17 protein-coding genes are annotated in these 17,855 nt (G+C 71.1%); 9 read left to right on the top strand and 8 right to left on the bottom strand.

The features are described from left to right. Positions 1–151: 151 nt before the first annotated feature. From NR111_RS07395 to NR111_RS07380, 4 genes are all read right to left on the bottom strand, one after another. Positions 152–1,978, bottom strand: a complete 1,827-nt coding sequence (locus NR111_RS07395) for a phosphoenolpyruvate carboxykinase (GTP) (RefSeq protein ID WP_256820441.1) — start codon at positions 1,976–1,978, stop codon at positions 152–154. A gap of 117 nt (positions 1,979–2,095) precedes the next feature. Further along, positions 2,096–2,509, bottom strand: coding sequence for a DUF6802 family protein (locus NR111_RS07390; RefSeq protein ID WP_256820440.1), 414 nt, complete (start codon positions 2,507–2,509; stop codon positions 2,096–2,098). Further along, positions 2,506–3,804, bottom strand: coding sequence for a hypothetical protein (locus NR111_RS07385; protein ID WP_256820439.1), 1,299 nt, complete (start codon positions 3,802–3,804; stop codon positions 2,506–2,508). Before NR111_RS07385 ends, NR111_RS07390 begins: the two co-directional genes overlap by 4 nt. Next, on the bottom strand, positions 3,801–4,526 hold the full coding sequence (locus tag NR111_RS07380) for a hypothetical protein (protein WP_256820438.1): 726 nt from the start codon (positions 4,524–4,526) through the stop codon (positions 3,801–3,803). Before NR111_RS07380 ends, NR111_RS07385 begins: the two co-directional genes overlap by 4 nt. Before the next feature lie 146 nt (positions 4,527–4,672). Between NR111_RS07380 and trmB the strand changes: the two genes are divergently transcribed. The 5 genes from trmB (at position 4,673) to NR111_RS07355 (ending at position 10,494) form a co-directional block, all read left to right on the top strand. After that, entirely contained in the window at positions 4,673–5,467 is a 795-nt protein-coding gene (trmB, locus tag NR111_RS07375) for a tRNA (guanosine(46)-N7)-methyltransferase TrmB (RefSeq protein ID WP_256820437.1), read from the top strand. Positions 5,468–5,513: 46 nt separating this feature from the next. Then, a complete protein-coding gene (locus NR111_RS07370) occupies positions 5,514–6,188 on the top strand; it encodes an NYN domain-containing protein (RefSeq protein WP_156523571.1) in 675 nt (224 codons plus the stop codon). A 10-nt stretch (positions 6,189–6,198) separates the two neighbouring features. Continuing rightward, entirely contained in the window at positions 6,199–8,724 is a 2,526-nt protein-coding gene (locus tag NR111_RS07365; protein ID WP_256820436.1) for an MMPL family transporter, read from the top strand. 64 nt (positions 8,725–8,788) lie between these two features. Continuing rightward, a complete protein-coding gene (locus NR111_RS07360) occupies positions 8,789–10,117 on the top strand; it encodes a YbhN family protein (RefSeq protein ID WP_256820435.1) in 1,329 nt (442 codons plus the stop codon). Further along, positions 10,114–10,494 (top strand): DUF3054 domain-containing protein, encoded by a 381-nt coding sequence (locus tag NR111_RS07355; protein WP_227022187.1) that lies wholly within the window; start codon positions 10,114–10,116, stop codon positions 10,492–10,494. Before NR111_RS07360 ends, NR111_RS07355 begins: the two co-directional genes overlap by 4 nt. Before the next feature lie 27 nt (positions 10,495–10,521). Here the strand turns inward: NR111_RS07355 and NR111_RS07350 are convergent, their stop codons facing one another. Then, positions 10,522–11,577, bottom strand: a complete 1,056-nt coding sequence (locus tag NR111_RS07350) for a glycoside hydrolase family 25 protein (protein WP_256820434.1) — start codon at positions 11,575–11,577, stop codon at positions 10,522–10,524. Between the two features lie 244 nt (positions 11,578–11,821). Here NR111_RS07350 and NR111_RS07345 point away from each other — a divergent pair, with 244 nt between their 5' ends. Next, positions 11,822–12,094: a hypothetical protein gene (locus NR111_RS07345; protein ID WP_067715983.1), complete on the top strand. Its 273-nt coding sequence runs from the start codon at positions 11,822–11,824 to the stop codon at positions 12,092–12,094. 77 nt (positions 12,095–12,171) lie between these two features. Here NR111_RS07345 and NR111_RS07340 read toward each other — a convergent pair whose 3' ends face one another. Both NR111_RS07340 and NR111_RS07335 read right to left on the bottom strand, forming a co-directional pair. Further along, positions 12,172–12,861, bottom strand: coding sequence for a pentapeptide repeat-containing protein (locus tag NR111_RS07340; protein WP_096906654.1), 690 nt, complete (start codon positions 12,859–12,861; stop codon positions 12,172–12,174). Positions 12,862–12,886: 25 nt separating this feature from the next. Further along, on the bottom strand, positions 12,887–13,342 hold the full coding sequence (locus NR111_RS07335) for a hypothetical protein (RefSeq protein ID WP_143337737.1): 456 nt from the start codon (positions 13,340–13,342) through the stop codon (positions 12,887–12,889). Positions 13,343–13,443: 101 nt separating this feature from the next. Between NR111_RS07335 and NR111_RS07330 the strand changes: the two genes are divergently transcribed. The 3 genes from NR111_RS07330 (at position 13,444) to NR111_RS07320 (ending at position 16,899) form a co-directional block, all read left to right on the top strand. Continuing rightward, complete coding sequence (locus NR111_RS07330; protein WP_096906655.1) at positions 13,444–13,956, top strand: DUF4395 domain-containing protein; 513 nt, start codon at positions 13,444–13,446, stop codon at positions 13,954–13,956. Between the two features lie 187 nt (positions 13,957–14,143). After that, positions 14,144–14,695: a hypothetical protein gene (locus tag NR111_RS07325; protein ID WP_069390026.1), complete on the top strand. Its 552-nt coding sequence runs from the start codon at positions 14,144–14,146 to the stop codon at positions 14,693–14,695. A 155-nt stretch (positions 14,696–14,850) separates the two neighbouring features. Then, on the top strand, positions 14,851–16,899 hold the full coding sequence (locus NR111_RS07320; RefSeq protein ID WP_256820433.1) for a M13 family metallopeptidase: 2,049 nt from the start codon (positions 14,851–14,853) through the stop codon (positions 16,897–16,899). A gap of 6 nt (positions 16,900–16,905) precedes the next feature. On the opposite strand, the gene NR111_RS07315 is transcribed toward NR111_RS07320, so the two are convergent. Beyond that, positions 16,906–17,601, bottom strand: coding sequence for a Crp/Fnr family transcriptional regulator (locus NR111_RS07315; RefSeq protein ID WP_067715997.1), 696 nt, complete (start codon positions 17,599–17,601; stop codon positions 16,906–16,908). Positions 17,602–17,855 lie beyond the last annotated feature (254 nt).

Below are 17,855 nucleotides of genomic sequence, written 5' to 3'. Positions count from 1 at the left end.
CCGGGCGGGAACGCTGTTGCCCGCACAGCCAGTAACTGTGACATCAACAAGGGCAGTAGTACAGGGCTTCGCCCAGACTGTAGAGGCGGACGGGCCACACCGGGGAATGGTGTGGCCCGTCCGCGTGGGCCTTTCCGTGCAGGTGCAGGTGTCAGCCGAGCCGCTCCTTGAGGGCGGCGAACTGCTCATGGACCTCGGCAGGGACCTTGGGTCCGCAGAACTCGAGCCACTCGGTGATGAGCGGCAGCTCGCGGCGCCACTCCTCGGGGTCGACGGCCAGGGCGGCCTCGACGTCCTCGATCGGGGTGTCCAGGCCGGTCATGTCGATGTCCGCGGCGCGGGCGGTGATGCCGGCGGCGGTCTCGTCGCCCTCCACGCGACCCTCGATGCGGTCCACGACCCACTTGAGCACGCGGCTGTTCTCGCCGAAGCCGGGCCACACGAAGCGGCCGTCGGCGCCCTTGCGGAACCAGTTGACGAGGAAGATCTTGGGCATCTTGTCGCCGCCCCGGGCGCCCATGTCGACCCAGTGCTGGAAGTACTCGCCGACGTTGTAGCCCACGAACGGCAGCATGGCCATGGGGTCGCGACGCACCGCGCCGACCTGCCCCTCCGCGGCAGCGGTCTGACCGGAGGACAGGGTCGCACCGATGTACACGCCGTGGTTCCACGAGTAGGCCTCGCTGACCAGCGGGACCGTGTCGGCGCGGCGACCACCGAAGAGGATGGCCGAGATCGGCACGCCCTCGGGAGAGTTGAACTCGGGAGCGGTGACCGGGCACTGGTTGATCGGAACGCAGTAGCGCGAGTTGGGGTGCGCGGCGTTGCCGGCCTTGCCGTCGCCCTCCGGGGTCCAGTCGTTGCCCAGCCAGTCGATGAGGTGGTCTGGGGTGCCCTCGAGGTCCTCCCACCACACGTCACCGTCGTCGGTCAGCGCCACGTTCGTGTAGATGGCGTTGCCCGGCTCCAGCGTCTTCATCGCGTTGGGGTTGGACGAGTAGTTGGTGCCGGGGGCCACTCCGAAGAAGCCGTACTCCGGGTTGACGGCGTACAGCCGACCGTCGGCGCCGAAGCGCATCCACGCGATGTCGTCACCCACGACCTCCGCGCGCCAGCCCTCGATGGTGGGCTGGAGCATCGCGAGGTTGGTCTTGCCGCAGGCGGACGGGAAGGCCGCGGCGATGAAGTGGACCTCGTCGGCGGGGGAGATGAGCTTGAGGATGAGCATGTGCTCGGCCATCCAGCCCTCGTCGCGGGCCATGGCGGAGGCGATGCGCAGCGCGAAGCACTTCTTGCCCAGCAGGGCGTTTCCGCCGTAGCCGGACCCGAAGGACCAGATCTCGCGGGTCTCGGGGAAGTGAGTGATGTACTTCTCCTCGTTGCACGGCCAGGGCACGTCCTGCTCGCCCTCGGCGAGCGGGGCACCCACGGAGTGCAGGCCCTTGACGTACTCGCCGTCCGTGCCGATCTTGGCCAGGGCCGCCGAACCCATGCGGGTCATGATCTTCATCGAGACCACCACGTACGCCGAGTCGGTCAGCTCGATGCCGAGCTTGGGGTCCTCCGCCTCCAGCGGGCCCATGCAGTACGGCACGACGTACATCGTGCGGCCGCGCATGCTGCCGCGGAACAGTCCGGTCATGTGCTCGCGCATCTCGGCCGGGTCGCGCCAGTTGTTGGTGGGGCCGGCGCCCTCTTCGGTCGCGGAGCAGATGAAGGTCCGCGACTCGACGCGGGCGACGTCCTTCGGGTCCGACTGGGCCAGGAAGGAGTTCGGCTTCTTCTCCTCGTTGAGCTTGACGAAGGTCCCGGCCTCCACCATCTCGGTCGTGAGGCGATCCCACTCAGCGTCGGAGCCGTCGGCGAAGACGACCCGGTCCGGCTGGGTGAGCTCGGCGACCTCGGCGATCCACGCGAGCATCTCCGCATGATCGGTTGGTGCCTGCCCCTCGAGGCCGGGAATGGTGGTGGTGGTCATCACAGCTCCTCGCGCGTGGTGCATGGTGTTAGTCACAGAGTATCGTCAAGCGTTGTCGACTGCTCAGTCGCAGCCCCCTTTGCACACCCGGACATGAGGCATTCCTCAGGTCGCTGGTCAGATGTGGCCGTAATCGATGCGTTCCCACCGGGCGGGCGACGGGAAATCGCCGGTCGTGTCCCCGCGAGCCTCGTTCGTGAATCCCCCGAAGGGCACGCCCTCCGTGGGGTTCGCCAGTCGCCACGAGTCGTAACTGCCGTCGAACCGCACGGTCGAGACGTGGTCGACGGTGCCGTCGCCGTCGGCGTCGGTGTACACGGTGAGCCCCCGGTCGTCGCCGAGGGTGACCGCCTCCATGAAGCCGTCCCCGTCGAGGTCCGCCTCGGGGGAGCCGAGGTCGAGGACGTCCTCGCCCACGGGCACGTGCAGTCCCAGCGACGAGGGTTCGGCCAGCGGGGCGTCCTGGAGGCCGCACACGTCGGGCGCCGGGTGGTGATCGAAGGAGTCCGCACCGAACAGCGGATCGGTCATGAGTGACTCCCTGTCGTGGGGGCCGGCGGGGCGGTCTGTCCCGCGCGGGTGGCTCGGATGCGGCGTTCGAGGTCGGCGACCCGGGGGCCGGGATCGTGGGCGAAGCCGTCGGTGATGGTGGCCTCCGCGGCGAGGATCCTCGAGCCGAGTGACTGCTCGGCGTCGGCCCGCAGCGCCGCGAGCCTGTCGGCCACGGCCGCGACGGTGTGGGTGCGCAGCGCCTGCGTGCGGCGAACGGTGACGGTGATCCACCCCAGCACCAGACCGCACAGGAGGGCGAGCGGGATGACCACCGCCGCGATGCCGGGGATCTCGGCGAGCGGGGACAGCAGCATGCGCCCCACCCCGGTCCCGCCGGCGGCACCCATGACCATGACGAGCAGTTCCTCGCCCGTGTTGCGCGGCGGTCGACCCGGGGCGATCCCGCTGGTGGGCGGGGGGATGCGGGGACCCGCCGGCGCGGCGGCGCCGAGATGGCGGGCGACGAGGGCGTCGGCGCGGCGGTCCGCGCGGGCGACGGTGGCGGCCACCGCGGTGTCGGCGTCGGCGGCGAGCTGGTGGACCAGCGCGTCGACACGGGCGCGGGGGACCGCGGCGAGTTCTTCGCGCGCGCGCCCGCCGAGGTCGCGCACCGACCGGTGGAGATCCTGGACGACCTGCATGCGCAGGGCCTGGACGTCCTGCCGCAGTGCCTGGGAACGGGTGGTGATGGCCTCGGTGCGACGCGCGAGGAGCCAGTCGACGGTCGCGACGGCCGGATCCGGTGGCGGCGCTCCGCCGGGGACGGGGCGCGCGGTGGGCGGACGGCGGCCGCTGGAGACGAGGGCGACGACGGCGGCGAGCAGGGCGCCCGGGGCCCCGGGGCGACTGTCGGCGACCACGTGGACCGGCGCGGTCACGCCCGCCTCGGCCAGTCGCCGGGTGGTGACGTCGACCGTCTCCGACAGGCCCTCGGCCGTGCACTGGTCGGCGCGCCCGGCCAGGGCGACCGCCAGCGGCAGTCGGGAGGCGACGCCGCGCGCGACCTCGACGTCGTCGGGGCGCACCGGACAGACGGCGTCGACGACGAGGACAGCGGCGTCCGGCCGGTTCTCGGGTGCCGCGTCGACGAGCACACGGATCCGGGCTCCGCCATCGACGGCCGGGCCCGCGGCCGAGGTCAGCGCCTCGGCGACGGCGGGCGCGGCGGAGTCCCGTGCGCCCAGGACCGCGATCGTCAGGTCACGGGGTGGGGAGTCGCGGGGCGGAGAGTCACGGGGCGGAGAGTCACGGAGCGGTGCGGGTGCGGCGGTCACGACGGGCCCGATCCCGCGAGGACGCAGAGGGCGGCCTCCGCGAGGTCGCCCACCTCGTCGTGGACCGCGAGGCGTTCCAGTTCCGCCTCGAGACGGGCCACCCGGACCGTCGCCAGGGCGTCCAGGGCGCGCTCGAGGAAGGACACGACGCCGTCAACTGACCGGTGCCCCGGCTCGCGCGCATCCACGGCGGGCAGCCCACGGGCCCACCGCGGCAGGACCTTGTCGTCGTCGTCGGTATCGCCGCCGTCGGTGCCACCGTCGGCGCCCCCGCCACCGACACCCGTGGCCACCACCAACAGGGCGTGCCGGCGCGGGCGCCGCACCCACGCCTCCTCGTGGCGGCAGGGGGCGGTGCGCAGGCACACGATCTCCACATCGGGCGCCGTCGTGGCCGACGCGCCGGGAGCGGCGAGCACGTCGAGGTCGTCGACCTGCGCCCGCCACCCGCGCCGCGCCCGCAGCGCCGCGGCCAGGGTGCGGCGCCCCGACCCCAGGCCGCCGCGGATCCGGATGTCGACGGGCGCGTCGAAACGCGCGAGGGCCTCCTCCACCGGGCCGTACGCACCAGGGTCGTACACGACAGGGCCGACGGCGGGGTCGACCGACCGTCCGGAGCGTTCCCGGGCGGAGGAGAGCAGGCGTCGGACGCGCGCGGCGGGATCCGGGCTCTCGGGTCGCACCGGGGCCTGGGGCTCGGTGTCGTGGGTCACGGTCGGCACGCGATAATCGTGACGTGGGGACCTGCCCGCGGCAAGACCTTCCCCCAGGCAGGGTCACCCGCGCGGCGCGGCGAGCGGCCCTTCGGCACGGGCGGGGACGTCGGTCGGATTCGTAACCCGACCACGGATTACGGGATGATGGCCGGGTGAACCAGAGCGAGAACCCCGCCCCGGCGGCTGACGGGACCCCGGACGACGGTGTCACTCCCGACGACGGTGCCACTCCCGACGACGGTGCCACTCCTGACGACAGCGCCCGTCTGTTCCCCCGGGTGACGGCCTACCGGTTCCGCCGCGGAACCCTGCGGCCGGGCCAGCAGCGCAACTGGGAGGAACACTGGTCCACCTACGGGCGCAACGTCTCCGACGAGACCGTGGACCCGGAGCAGATGTTCGGGCGCCGCGCACCGTTGATCGTGGAGATCGGGTCCGGGACCGGGACCTCGACCGCCGCGATGGCCGCCGCCGAGCCGGACGTCGACGTGATCGCCGTGGAGGTCTACCAGCCCGGACTGGCCCAGCTGCTGGGCATGGTCCTGCGCGAGGGGCTCGAGAACGTGCGCATGATCCGCGGCGACGGCGTGGACGTGCTCACCAACATGATCGCGCCGGCGAGCCTGACCGGCGTCCGCGTGTTCTTCCCCGACCCCTGGCCCAAGGCCCGCCACCACAAGCGGCGGCTGCTGCAGTCCGGCACCTTCGAGCTCATCGCCTCACGCCTGGCGCCCGGCGGCGTGTTGCACGTGGCCACCGACCACGCCGACTACGCCGAGTGGATCGGCGAGACCGGCGACGCCGAGCCCGCGCTGAGACGGCTGGACCCCGCGACCGACCTCGGGCACGTACCGTTCAGTCTTGACAGACCCGTGACGAAGTTCGAGGGCAAGGGGCTGCAGGAGGAGCGAGTGATCAACGAATTCCTCTGGCGTCGTACGAACTGACGCCCTTCTCCACAGCCCCCGAACGACGACGACCGAGGCGGACGCGATGACCCCACCTGACGAGATGCGCAACCACGACACGACGGACGTGGTCACGCCCGACGCCCCGGGAGTGGTGCTCCTGGTGTGGGACGCGCCCAACGTCGACATGGGGCTGGGGTCCATCCTGGGCGGCCGCCCCACCGCGATCTACCGGCCGCGCTTCGACGCGCTCGGCCGGTGGCTGCTCGGGTACACCGCCGACCTGTCCCTGCAGACCGAGGACACCCTCGAAGCCGAGGCGACGGTCTTCACCAACATCGTCCAGGGCACCTCGGACAACGTCCGCCCGTGGGTCGAGGCTCTGCGCAACGTCGGCTTCGCCGTGTTCGCCAAGCCGAAGACCAGCGACGACTCCGACGTCGACGACGACATGCTGCAGCACATCGACCTGCGCGCCGCCTCCGGCCGCCTCGCGGGTGTGGTGGTGGCCTCGGCCGACGGGCAGGCGTTCCGCGAACCGCTGGAGGACCTCGCCCACGACATCCCGGTCACCGTGATCGGGTTCCGCGAGCACGCCACCTGGGCCGTCCAGCACGACACCATCACGTTCCTCGACCTCGAGGACATCCCCGGTGTGTTCCGCGAGCCGCTGCCCCGGGTCAGCCTCGAGAACCTGCCCGACGAGGGTGCCTGGCTGCAGCCGCTGCGGCCGCTCACGGCCCTGCTCACCTCGCGCTAGGAGTTCCCCGGTGTTCAACTCACTCGGGCGGTTCGTCGCCCATCGCCGCGTGCTGGTCCTGGTGTGCTCGGTCCTGGTCATGGCCTTCATCAGCCTCGCCGGAACCGCGTTCGGCAACCCGTTCGGTCAGGGCGGGTTCGAGGACCCCGACAGCGGGTGGGCGACCGCCGAACAGCTCGAGCAGGAGGCGTACGGACGCGACGCGCTCGGCGACGTCGTGGTGTCGTACCACGCACCCGAGGGCACCTCGGTCGACGATCCCGCCTTCCAGGACCCGATCCGCGCCTCACTCGAGTCGATCCGCACCGAGCACCCCGACGAGGTCACCGGCGTCACCAGCTTCGTGTTCAACCAGTCCCCGGCCCTGGTCAACAGGGACGAGGGCATCGTCGTGGCCTCCATCCAGATCGCCGGCGAGGACGAGGAGATCCTCGAGAACTTCCGGGTGATCGAGGACGAGATCGCCATCGACGGAATCCAGACCGACGTCGCGGGTGTGCAGGCGGTCGCCGGTGCGCTGCAGGACGGGATGGACGCCGACCTGGTCCGCGCCGAGCTCATCGCGCTGCCGCTGGTGTTCCTGCTGCTGATCGTGGTGTTCGGCGGTGTCGTGGCCGCGTTCATGCCGGTCGCGGTGGGCGTGCTCACGATCCTCGGTTCGCTCGGGGCGCTGCATCTGTTGTCGCTGGTGACCCCGGTGAACTCCTTCGCCCAGAACGTGGTGACGCTGATCGGCCTCGGCCTGGCGATCGACTACGGCCTGTTCGTGGTGAGCCGGTTCCGGGAGGAGATGGCCGAGGGCTACCCACCGGACGCGGCGGTGCGCCGGGCGGTCGCCACCGCCGGACGGACCGTGGTGTTCTCCGCGGTCATGGTGGGCGTGACCCTGTCCGGGCTGCTCATCTTCCCGCAGGCGTTCCTCAAGTCCGTCGCCTACGGCGCGATCGCCGCCGTCATCCTCGCCGCCGCACTGTCGGTGACGCTCCTGCCGGCCGTGCTGATGCTGCTCGGTCACCGCATCGACATGCTGGGCATCAAGCGGCTGCAGCGTCACCGCTCGCGCGAGCAGGTGGAGAACGGCCTGTTCGGTCGCATCGCCGACTTCTCCATGAAGCGTCCGGTGGCCGTGGCCATCCCCGTCGTCGTGGTGCTGGTCGCGCTCATCATCCCGTTCTCCGGCGTGAAGTTCGGTGGCATCAACGAGACCTACCTCCCGCCGGACAACACCACGCGCGTCGCGCAGGAGCAGTACGACGAGAACTTCCCCGGCACCCGGACCGACCCGGTCAAGCTCGTGGTGATCGGCTCCGACGGCGGCACCCTGTCGCAGATCCGCTCGGCGGCCAACGAGGCGCCGGGTCTGACCGGTCCGTTCCAGTTCGCCCGTTCGGGCGAGCAGGACGCGCAGGGCCGCGACGTGGTGGTGTTGCAGACCGGCGTGGTCGACCGGAACGACGCCGCCGACACCGTCGAATATCTGCAGTCGTTCCCGATCCCCGCCGACACCGAGGTGTACGTCGGCGGCAACCCCGCCATGGAGCGCGATTCGGTCGAGGCCCTGGTCGACGGTCTGCCGTGGTTCGTGCTGTACGTCCTGCTCGCCACCACGCTCCTCATGTTCCTCGCGTTCGGGTCGCTGGTGCTGCCGATCAAGGCCGCGATCATGAACCTGCTCGGCCTCGGTGCCACCCTCGGCATCCTCACCTGGATCTTCGTCGACGGGCACCTGTCCGGGTTGCTCGGATTCACCGCCGGCCCGCTCACCTCGCCGGTCGTGGTGCTGCTCATGGCGATCATCTACGGGCTGTCCACGGACTACGAGGTGTTCCTGGTCTCGCGGATGGTCGAAGCACGCTCGCGGGGCGCTCGGACGACGGAGGCCATCCGCAGCGGAGTGGCGAACACCGGCCGGATCATCACCTCGGCCGCGCTCATCCTCATCGTGGTGACCGGCGCGTTCGCGTTCTCCGAGATCGTGATGATGAAGTACATCGCGTTCGGCATGATCGCCGCGCTCATCATCGACGCCACCGTGATCCGCATGCTGCTCGTGCCGGCGGTCATGCAGATGCTCGGCACCGACAACTGGTGGGCGCCCGGGTGGATGAAGCGCGTCCAGGAACGGATCGGCCTCGGCGAGGCGGAGATCGACGACGAGCCCGAGCTGCTCACCGGCCGACCCGCCACCACCGGCGCGGCCGAGCCGGTCCCCGCCGCGGACTCCGGGGTCTCCGCGGATTCCGCGGGCGCCGGACAGCCGGGGGTCGCCGCACCCACCACGGGCGTGGGTGTGCTCGACCGCGAGCCCGGGGCCGAGCCGGAGCCGGAGTTCGAGCCGGAGGCGGAGCTCGAGCCGGAAACCGAGCCGGAGCCGGAGTGGCAGTCCGAGTCAGAGCTCGAGCCGGAGGCGGAGTTCGAGCCGGTCCGTGACCCCGAGTACGACGAGGAACCCGACATCACCGAGGACGGGAAGATCCCCGCCTCCGACCTGATCGCCCGTCTGATGCGGGAACGTCAGCAGGGGCGCGACGCGTGACGCTCGCCAGGGCCCTGCGGCGTGGGTCCTGGGCCGGGTCGGATCCTTTGGATATGGTGGATCGATGATGGGCACGCGGGGCGCCGAGGCGCGGCGTCGCATCCGGGTGGTCCTGGGCAATCCGTGGTTCAAGGCCATCGCGACCCTGACTGTCCTGGCCTTCATCCTCTACTGGCTCCGTGGCCAGATGCCGTTCTTCGCCGAGGGATTCGAGGCCGTCACCCGCCCGCACTGGGGTTGGGTCGCGGCCGCGCTGGTGTTCTCCTACCTGTCGATGTCGAGCTACGGCTCGGTGCAGAAACTGCTCCTGCAGTCCGCCGGTGTCAGGGTGGGCTACTGGGGCAGCGTCGGCCTGGTGTTCTCCGCCAACGCGTTCTCCACGAGCATCCCCGGCGGGCAGGTCTTCGGCACCACCCTGACCTACCGCAAGACCCGGCAGTGGGGAGCCACCCGCGTCGTCGCCTCGTGGCAGCTCGTCATCTCCGGCGTGCTGTCGACCGTCGGCATCGTCCTGCTGGCGCTGCTCGGCTTCTTCCTGGTGGGGACGGTGTCCAACCCGTTCCTGCTGGCGCTTTCTGCCATGGGCCTGGTGGGGATCGTGGTGGTGGTCCAGTGGGCCGCCCGGAACCCCGACAGGATCGAGGGGGCGCTCCTGGCCCTCCTCGAGTGGATCAACGCGCGGCGTCGCAAACCCGCCGACCACGGTGCCGCCGCGGTGCGCAAGGTCGTCGAGCAGGCCGAGGCCGTCGAACTGACCAAGACGCAGTTGTCCAAGGCCTTCGCGTTCTCCCTCCTCAACTGGGTCGCCGACATCGGCTGCCTGTGGGCGGCGGCCAACGCGGTCGGTGCCCAGCACAGCATCGGCGGCCTGTGCATCGCTTACGTGACCGGCAAGATCGTGGCCAGCGCGCCCATCACGCCCGGCGGGCTGGGGACCGTGGAGTTCGCGCTCATCACGACCCTGACCGCGGGCGGGCTCGGTGCGCATCAGGCGTTCGCGACGGTGTTCGTCTACCGCATCGTCAGCTTCGTGCTGGTCGCCCTGGCCGGATGGGTGGTCTTCTTCCTCTTCTACCGGGGTGCCGTGGACCTCGACCCCGACGCCGACCCGGACGACGCCGACGACCCGGGGGAGAACACCTCGTCGTCCCCCTCTCCGTCCCCCGCGGCGGCGTATACCGCCGCGTCGCGGCAGACCGTCGCGGCGGCCCCGCCGGCCGGGATTTCGGCGATGTGGCCGCTCAAGGGCACACCGTGGCGGCCCCACGTGCACCACGACTCGGGTCCCATCCCGCTACTGCGCGTGCGTGAGGACGGGGTCATGGACGACGAGGCCGGCGATGCGTCCTGCTCGGTCAGCGCGAGCGAGCGACGGGAGGGGAAGAGACGGTGAGTCGTGTGGCCGTGCCGGTGATGATCGTGCTCGATGCGGTGTTGGTGGTGGTGTTCTCCACGTTCGGCCGGGGCGCGCACTCCGAGGGGCTCGGCGTGGCCCAGGTCTGGGGTACGGCGTGGCCGTTCCTCATCGGGCTGGCAGTGGGGTGGCTGATCCTGCTGACGACCCGCCGCCCGCCCGCCGCCGTCGGGTCGGGCGTACTGCTGTGGCTGGCCACGCTGGTGGTGGGCATGGTGATCCGCGGTCTCGGTGACGGGCGTGTGCCGCACTGGAGCTTCATGGTGGTGGCGGGCGTCGTCACCGCCGTCCTCCTCATCGGATGGCGTGCGATCCGCGCCGCCGTGGTGCGGCGACGCGAACCCGCACCGCGCTGACGTCCCCCGCGGTCAGCGCATTCCGGGTCAGCGCATTCCGGGCGGCAGCTGGGCCACGACCTCGCGGGGGATCTCGATGGTCTCCGGCAGGCGCACCCCGTCCGGGGCCGGCAGGTCGCGCGGTACGGGGATCGTGAACGGCTCGACCGGGACGGGTGCCTCCGGCGGGATCCCGGCGGGCGCCTCGACGATCTCGCGGTCCGACACGAGCTCTGGGGCGGGCGGGGGAGGCGGCGCCGGTGCGGGCTCCGGTGTGGATTCGGGTGCGGGGGCTGGCGCGGGTGCGGGTGCGGGTGCGGGCTCGACGTGGCCGAGCCAGGCGTGGAGGTCGTCGCGGGTTCCGGCGAAGACGTTGAGATCCACGGCGTCGGTGAAGCCGGGCACCTCACCGGTCTCGGAGCGCTGCCAGAACAGCCACTCGTTCCAGCCGCCGATCACGGGCAGGGTGGGCTCGGAGACCCCGTACTCGGCGAGCCACAGCGGGAACTCGGCGAAGCGGTGGGTGTTGGCCATCCGATCGATCCAGAAGTAGCGGTAGGTGTAGAGGATCGGCGCGCGGCCGGTCCGGTGGGCGAGAGTGTCGAGGAAGACCTGCGTCCAGTCGGCCAGCTCGGCGGGGTCGAGGCCCTCGTCCTTCTCCAGATCGAGCACCGGCGGGAGCTGCGGGCCGCCGACGGACTGCAGTCGGTCGGCGAACGCGTGGGCCTGCTGCGCGGGGTCCATGGCGGGGCGCGCCATGTGGTAGCTGCCGACGAGCATGCCGGCGGCGCGGGCGTCGGCCACGTCGGCCTCGTAGTAGCGGTTGGCGGGTCCGGTGCCCTCGGTGGCCTTGATGAACGCGAAGGACTGCCCGGACGCGGCGGCCGCGTGCCAGTCGACGCCGGCACCGTGCGGATGCTGCCAGCTCGCGGCGTCGACCCCCTGCGCGAGGCCGTGGTAGGCGGGCGCCAGGGGGACGCCGGCGTCGGCGCGCGGGGAGATGACGACGACGAGGAGGCCGAGAGAAAGGGCTGCTGCAGAGGCCACGGCGACGAGAAGGCGGGGAAGGGGGGCGCGTCGGGCCGACGGTCCGGCAGATGTCATGGGCTGAGTATGTTGCAACCCCTTCAGTCACACAAGCAACTCACGCAACATTTCTCACATCTGTCCAGTTCCGGCCCGGGCAGCGGACGCGGTGAGGCGCCGGAGGGTGGCCGGAGAGCGACCGGAGAGTGGCCAAGATCACGGGTTGATCACAACCTGTAACACGCTGCCCCACGCGTTCGATGACCTGGTTTCCTCACCTACGATTAAGGCAATCCCACCGACCAGTCGGGAGTGCCCCTCAATGAACAATGCGATCGACCTGACCACCCCGCGTTACCGCCAAGACCTCGTGACCGAGGTCGATGGCCCGGGCGACGACCCCTTTCTGGAGGTGTCGGTCGCCGAGACCGTGATGCTGGACGAGCACGGGGCGGGGCGGGGGGTTCCGGAGTTGCGGCTGCAGACCGGGGCGGAGGGCATCACGCTCACCGATCGTGACCAGATCCTGCAGCTCCAGGCGATCATCAACCGCGCGGTGAACCAGTGGCGCGAGTCCGCCTCGCACCTGATTTGAGCTCTCCTCGAGCGACTCGACGCGCTGCGCCCTGACGTCGGGCGGTCGGATGCGGGCGGCCGGATGTGGGTGACCGGTCAGTCGACCCGGATCCCCGCCTCGCCGATCAGCGCCAGGCCCACGCCCAGCACTTGGTCGGGCGAGATGAGGGCGCCCCGCAATGCCGACGCCCCGCGTAGGTCCTCCAGGTCGGCGCCGCGCAGGTCCACGGCCGAGAGGGTGGCCCGGTCGAACGCGGCCCCACGCAGGTCGGAGCCCTCGGTGGTCAGATCGGCGATGCGCGCCTCGAGCAGGTCGGCCTGCCGGCACCGTGTCGAGGCGAGGCGGACCCGCTGCAGTCGGGCCATCCGTAGGTTGATCATGTCCGCGTGGCAGTCCTCGAATGTCACGTCGGTCAGTCGTGCGTCGGACAGCACGATCCCGGTCAGTCGGCAGCCCGCGAACCTCACGCGGGTGAGCGAGGCGCCGTCGGCCACCAGTCCCGACAGGTCGCAGCCGCTGATCACGACATCGGTCAGCCTCAGGCCGTCCGCGCGGGCGCCGCTCAACCGGAGGTTCTCGAGTGCGGATTCCCGGATCTCCATCCCGCCGATCTGCGCCGCGCCCTCCTCCGGGTCGGGCGCGTGTTCGGCGGCGGCCAGGACCCCGTCCCACAGGCCGTCCGTCTCGAGTTCGGTGCGCGGCGGCTCGAGCTGCTCCCGTCTCGGGATGACGGGGGCGGCGGGTGGACGGGGTGAGTTCGAGCGGCGACGCAGCGGTGGGGGCACGGCCGTCAGCGTAGAGGGGGCGCGATCAGGGGAGGTCGCAGAGTTGCCGGAACTGGTCCCACTCGGCCTCGAGTGCAGCCGGGGAGACGGTCGGCTGCACTGCGATGCCCGACAGTCGACTCGCCACCGCGGACAGGGCGTTGTCGGTAACCCCGTCGGAAAGGCGGCGGACCTCGGCGGAGACGGCCTCGCGGTCGGTGTCGGCGCCGTGGACGAGTCGGTGGACGGGTTCGGTCAGCGTCCCGCAGCCCGGGGTGGCCTCCGGCCCGGGCGTCGGGGGCGGCGACGTCGCGGTGGGGGCTGCCGCCCCCGGGGATGAGGTGGCCGTCGCGATGGTCGAGGTGGCCGTGGCCTGGACGGCGGGGTCCGCGGTCCCGGGGGTCTGGTCTCCGACGCTGACCTGGCCGCACCCGGACACCGCCAGCGCGAGGGACGCGGCCGCCGCGGCGACGGTGCCTGCCGCTGCTCTACCGGGGATCATGGGCCGACACTAGCGGCATCTGGGATTCCGCGGGGCGCGGGCGTACTCTGGTCCGCGAGGTAGACCGATCGGTCTATCGAAGTGTGTGAGGAGCGAGAACTGTGAGTCTGCGAGAAGCGTTCGCCTTCCCCGAGATCGTCAACGACTACGCCGCGCGGTGCACCGCCGCCCTCGTGGTGACGCTCGCGGTGATCACCCTCCTCGCTCCCGAGCCCGCCCGGACATGGCTGGCGGGAGCGCTGGTGGTGGGTTTCGTGCTCCGGGTTGCCGGCGGCCCGCGGTACTCGCCGTTCGGTCGCCTGTCGGTTCACGTGCTCGCGCCGCGGGTCAGCGACGAGCCCAAGATGGTCGCCGGCGCGCCCAAGCGATTCGCCCAGACGATCGGCCTGGTGATGTCCTCGATCGCGTTCGGACTGTTCCTCGCCGGGTTCGCGGTGGCGGGCAGCGTCGTGCTCGGTGTGCTGGTCGCCGCCGCGCTCGCCGAGGCCGCGCTCGGCTTCTGCCTGGGCTGCTGGATGTACGGGCAACTCCAGCGGGTCGGCATCGTCTCGGAGGACGCGTGCGTGGACTGCGCGGACATCTGGGCGCGGCCCGGGATGACGGCCCGCAATTAAGGGGCGGCCCGGGAGGACCTCCCGGCTACGCGCCCGCGATGGTCCATTCACGCAGCCCAACCCCTCGATGAGTGTGCAATCGGGCAGCGTAGGCCAGCGAGGACGTGGAGCCGGGGCCGCTTGTGGTGGCGGTGTGAGCGGTCTTGATCGCGGACGACCTGTCGTGGTGCCGCGATACTGTGGACCCATGAGTACTCCCGCTGACGGCAACGCCTCCGACCGGCCCGACGACCCGTTCGGCGGTCGGGCGAACGAGCAGTGGCCCGGTCACGACGGTGGTCAGCAGTACGGGGCCGGCGGCTACGGCGGTCAGCAGTACGGGAGCCCGCAGTACGGAACCCCGCCGTACGGGAGCCCGCAGGGCGGCGGTCAGTTCGACCCGGGTCAGTACGGCGCGCAGCCCTTCTACGGCGCCGAGTACGCCTACGGGGCGCAGCAGCCGTACGGGATGCAGTCCTATGGTCAGCGGTACGGGATGCAGTCCTACGGTCAGTTCCCGCCGGCGGCCCGCAAGGACCCGGCGCTGATGCTGGTGGCGTCCCTCCTCGTGCCCGGCCTGGGGACGATGCTGGTCGGCCGGGCCGGTAGGGGTGTGGGCATCCTCGCCGGCTACCTCGTGGGTGCTCTGCTCTCGGTCATCCTCATCGGACTGCCCATCATGTTCGGGTTCTGGATCTGGGGGATGGTCGACGCCTACCAGGGCGCCAAGGATCACAACGCCCGCCACGGCCTGCCCTGACCCGCGTCCGGCAGCCGCGCGCGGCATCCACGACCACCGGCCCGCCTCACCGGTTCGGCGCATCCCGTCGGCCCGCCTCGTCGTCGTCACGGAGGTGGCGACCTCCGACGTCGTGCCGACCGCCCACCCCGCGACCACTTACGTAACCTGGTCACATGACAGCGACCGAGATCCCCACCACCGACACGCCCCGTCCCTCGGGCCTCGACCTGCAGTACGTCGATCTGGACGTCCGGCCCCAGGACGACCTCTACCAGCACGTCAACGGCACCTGGATCCGTGAGCACGTGATCCCCGCCGACCGGCCGATCGACGGTGCGTTCCTCGCCCTGCGCGACCTGTCCGAGGAGCGGGTGCGCGACATCATCACCGACGCCCCGGTCGACTCGCAGATCGGCGCCTTCTACGCCTCCTTCATGGACACCGACGCCGTTGAGGCCGCCGGCGTGGCCGCGCTCGCGCCCGATCTGGCCGAGATCGACGGTGCGACCGACGCCGACTCGCTCGCGCTGGCCATGGCGCGCCTGGAGAAGGTGGGCGTCGGCGGCCTGATCGGCGCCTACGTCAACAACGACGCCAAGAACTCGAGCGAGTACATCCTCTACCTGGTGCAGTACGGCATCGGGCTGCCGGACGAGTCCTTCTATCGTGAGGACCAGTACGCCGAGATGCGCGAGCAGTACACCGACCACATCGCCCGGATGCTCGACCTCGCCGGGCTGGTCGACGACGTGGACGGGGAGACCGGGGCCCGCCGGACCGCCGAGCGGATCGTCGCGCTGGAGACCCGCATCGCCGCCGCCCACTGGGACGTGGTGGCCCGTCGCGACGCGGACAAGACCTACAACCCCGTCACCTGGGACGAGTTGCCGCAGCAGGCCCCCGGCTTCCCCTGGCATGAGTGGGCCCGCGAGCTCGGCGGCACCGAGGAGACGTTCGGCCGGCTCGTCGCGATGCAGCCCGACTTCCTCACCGCCGTGGCCGACCTGTGGGCCTCCGAGCCGCTGGAGACCTGGAAGCAGTGGCTGCGCTGGCGGACGGTCTCCGCGCGCGCGCCGTTCCTGACCTCGGACCTGGTGGACGAGAACTTCCGCTTCTACGGCACCGTCATGTCCGGCACCGAGGAGAACAAGGCCCGCTGGAAGCGTGGTGTCGGTGTGGTCGAGGCCGCCCTCGGCGAGGAGGTCGGCAAGGAGTACGTGGCCCGGCACTTCCCGCCCGGCCACAAGGCGCGCATGGTCGAGCTGGTGGAGAACCTCACCGACGCCTACCGCTACTCCATCAGCCGTCTGCCGTGGATGACCCCGGCCACCCGCGAGCGGGCGCTGGCCAAGCTCGAGGCGTTCGTTGCCAAGATCGGCTACCCCGAGAAGTGGCGCGACTACTCGGCGCTCGAGGTCCGCGCCGACGACCTGCTCGGCAACGTGCGCCGCTCCGCCGAGTTCGAGCACCACTACGAGCTGGGCAAGCTCGGCGGCCCGGTCGACCGCGGTGAGTGGCACATGACGCCGCAGACGGTCAACGCCTACTACAACCCGGTGATGAACGAGATCGTCTTCCCGGCCGCCATCCTGCAGCCGCCGTTCTTCGACGCCGACGCCGACGACGCCGCCAACTACGGGGCGATCGGCGCGGTGATCGGGCACGAGATCGGTCACGGGTTCGACGACCAGGGAGCGAAGTACGACGGCGACGGCAACCTGGTCGACTGGTGGACCGACGACGATCGCGAGGCGTTCGGAACCCGCGTGGAGGCGCTGATCGCCCAGTACGACGGCCTCACCCCCGACGGCCTGGACGCCACGAAGGACCACGTCAACGGGGCCTTCACGGTGGGGGAGAACATCGGCGACCTGGGCGGTCTCACCATCGCGCTGCTGGCCTACCGGCTGGCACAGGGTTCGAACGAGCAGGGTTCGAACGAGCAGGGCACCGACGGCGAACCCGCCGAGGGCACCGAGGTGGGCCCGGAGATCGACGGGATGACCGGCATCCAGCGGCTCATCATCTCGTGGGCGATCGTGTGGCGGACCAAGACCCGCGCCGAGGAGGCCGCCCGCCGGCTCGCCGTGGACCCGCACTCCCCGCCGGAGTTCCGCTGCAACCAGGTGGTCCGCAACCTCGACGATTTCCACGCCGCCTTCGACGTGACCGAGGGCGACGGACTGTGGCTCGCCCCCGAGGAGCGCGTCAGCATCTGGTGAGGGTGCTCAGGCGCCGGTGAGTCGGCGGTGGTCGAGGTCGAACTCCCGCCGCGCGACCCTCTCGACGGCCCCCGAGGCGATGAGGTCGTGTAGTCGACGGCTCAGCGTCTCGGGGGTCGTCCCCAGATGCGTGGCCAGGTCGGACTGGGACAGTGGCAGTCGCACCCGGATCCGCCCGTCCTGGCGGGGCGACCCGGGTAACGACACGAGGTAGGCGGACAGTCGCGTGAGCACGTCCTCCGAGGTGATCGACGCCAGGTGCTGTTCGCTCTCGACCACCTTCCACGCCAGTTCGCGGGTGATCGAGTCGTTGAGCACCGGGCACGCGGCGGCCGCTGACCGGAGCGCGCCGTGCGAGACGCTGGTCAGCGTGGTGGCCTCCGCGGCGACGACGGTGTGACGGGCAGGGCAGCCCAGTGCGAACTCCACCAGGCCGAGATGGCTCCCGGGGCCGAGGACCCGGACGTGACGCTGGTGCCCGGACCGGTCCTCCCTGACGACATGGAGGGCCCCGGCCGTGATCACCACCAGGCGGCCCACCGGTTCCCCGGTCACCTGCACCACCGCGCCTGGCCTCGCCGTACTCGTCCGCGACGAGGCGGCCAGGGCGGCCCCGCACCGGGGTGGCAGCGAGGCGAACAGGACCGAGCCCGCGAACAGCGCGGACCCGGTGACTCCGGAATCGTCCCCGTGCGCGGTCATGTCACCAGTGTGGCCCTGTGGGGCGCCCACGTGTGCATTTCCTCACACCGAGTTGACCTAGATCAATGCGGTTCCGAGGCTTCCGGCCTAGTTTCGGATGAACGAACGACAGGGGAGCGATATGTCGGAGACTCTTGTACCGCCCACGCGCCCGACGCGTGAGCTCGACCACCCGCCGGGCGTCCCGACGGGTGGAGGTCGGCCGGGCTCGTTCGTGTGGAAGATGCTGACGACGACCGACCACAAGTTGCTCG

The organism is Dietzia sp. Die43 (assembly GCF_024519835.1).
Lineage (GTDB): Bacteria > Actinomycetota > Actinomycetes > Mycobacteriales > Mycobacteriaceae > Dietzia > Dietzia kunjamensis.
This window is presented reverse-complemented; position numbering and strand designations above follow the sequence as displayed.

Excerpts from the sequence above, each read along its gene's own strand:
- NR111_RS07395 (WP_256820441.1), bottom strand. The coding sequence starts at position 1,978 with ATGACCACCACCACCATTCCCGGCCTCGAGGGGCAGGCACCAACCGAT.
- NR111_RS07390 (WP_256820440.1), bottom strand. The coding sequence starts at position 2,509 with ATGACCGATCCGCTGTTCGGTGCGGACTCCTTCGATCACCACCCGGCG.
- NR111_RS07370 (WP_156523571.1), top strand. The coding sequence starts at position 5,514 with ATGACCCCACCTGACGAGATGCGCAACCACGACACGACGGACGTGGTC.
- NR111_RS07360 (WP_256820435.1), top strand. The coding sequence starts at position 8,789 with ATGATGGGCACGCGGGGCGCCGAGGCGCGGCGTCGCATCCGGGTGGTC.
- NR111_RS07350 (WP_256820434.1), bottom strand. The coding sequence starts at position 11,577 with ATGACATCTGCCGGACCGTCGGCCCGACGCGCCCCCCTTCCCCGCCTT.
- NR111_RS07345 (WP_067715983.1), top strand. The coding sequence starts at position 11,822 with ATGAACAATGCGATCGACCTGACCACCCCGCGTTACCGCCAAGACCTC.
- NR111_RS07335 (WP_143337737.1), bottom strand. The coding sequence starts at position 13,342 with ATGATCCCCGGTAGAGCAGCGGCAGGCACCGTCGCCGCGGCGGCCGCG.
- NR111_RS07325 (WP_069390026.1), top strand. The coding sequence starts at position 14,144 with ATGAGTACTCCCGCTGACGGCAACGCCTCCGACCGGCCCGACGACCCG.
- NR111_RS07320 (WP_256820433.1), top strand. The coding sequence starts at position 14,851 with ATGACAGCGACCGAGATCCCCACCACCGACACGCCCCGTCCCTCGGGC.
- NR111_RS07315 (WP_067715997.1), bottom strand. The coding sequence starts at position 17,601 with ATGACCGCGCACGGGGACGATTCCGGAGTCACCGGGTCCGCGCTGTTC.